We start from the raw sequence: 1,171 nt of genomic DNA, 5'->3' as shown, positions 1-1,171 counted from the left end.
CAGGAACGTAAAGCGCGGCTTCACATCATTCCGCACCTGGGGCGGCTTCCGCTCCGGAGCATCACGGCGACGACGCTGCGCGCGTATACGGCGAAGCTGGAGGAATCCGTCTCCTCGGTCGACTACCGGCGCGGGATCCTGTCCGAGTTGTCCGGCATTCTGGAAGCGGCCGTCGACGACAGGCGGCTCGCCAGGAACCCCATGCACGCAAAATCCGTGCGCTGGCCCAAGGCGTCCCGGGAGCGGCGAGAGGCGTGGTCGCTGGAGACCGCACTCCGGGTTCGTGACGTGATCAGCCCCCGGCACCGCATGGCCGTGGTGCTCGGGCTGGGATGCGGGCTCCGTCAGGGCGAAGTGTTCGGACTGAGTCCGGAGGACATCGACTACGCGCGAGGTGCCCTCCACATCCGCCGCCAGGTGCAGACGGTCAACGGCGGGCTGTTCTTCGCCCTGCCCAAGGGAGCGAAGACCCGCACCGTGGACATGCCCGGCTCGGTCGCCGAGGAGTTGAAGCGCCATATCGAGGCGTTCCCGCCGGTGGAGGTGGAGCTTCCCTGGGGGAGGCCGGGGGAGGACGGACCGCGAAGGAAGTTTTCCCTCCTGCTCACCACGCGGTTCGGCAACGCCGTGGCCGTGAACACATGGAACACCTGCACGTGGAAGCCCGCGCTGGCCAAGGCCGGCGTCATCCCGCCGCGCGCCGAGGGTGCGAAGCAGTGGCAGTGGGAGGCGGCGCCGAGGGACGGCTTCCATGTGCTGCGGCACACCTACGCCTCGGTCATGTTGGAGGCGGGGGAGTCCGTGGTGACCCTGGCGCGGTGGCTCGGGCACTCCTCGCCGGCCGTCACGCTCGGTTACTACGCTCACTTCATGCCGGAGGCCGGGAGCAAGGGGCGTACCGTCATGGACGGACTGCTGGGCAGGCGGGGGAGGCCGGGCGGCGGCTGAAACTCCCCGGATTCTCCCCAGGGTGGTTCGGGAGCGGTTCCGGCGGGATCCCCGGTCCGAGGGGCTTTGGAGCCGACCGTGGTTTGCAAGGTCAGCGCGTCGGATAGCCTGGGAAAATGCTTCCCGAAGTCACCGCCACGCGCTATGTGACGCCCCTGCGCGAGGGCGGATCGCTGCCCGGCATCGTCGAGGCCGACGACCTGGGCACCTATGTCGTGAAGTT

At 68.8% G+C, this 1,171-nt stretch carries 1 protein-coding gene and 1 pseudogene; both read left to right on the top strand.

The features are described from left to right. Positions 1-948 (top strand): tyrosine-type recombinase/integrase (locus AC2CJA_RS26745; protein WP_484605223.1); only part of this gene is annotated, 948 nt, incomplete at its 5' end. Between the two features lie 116 nt (positions 949-1,064). Then, positions 1,065-1,171: pseudogene (locus tag AC2CJA_RS26740) on the top strand (HipA family kinase); the annotation flags it as partial.

This window comes from Streptomyces sp. ATLC9 (assembly GCF_057196705.1).
The sequence above is the reverse complement of the archived record's forward strand: the minus strand, read 5'-3'. Positions and strand labels throughout refer to the sequence as shown.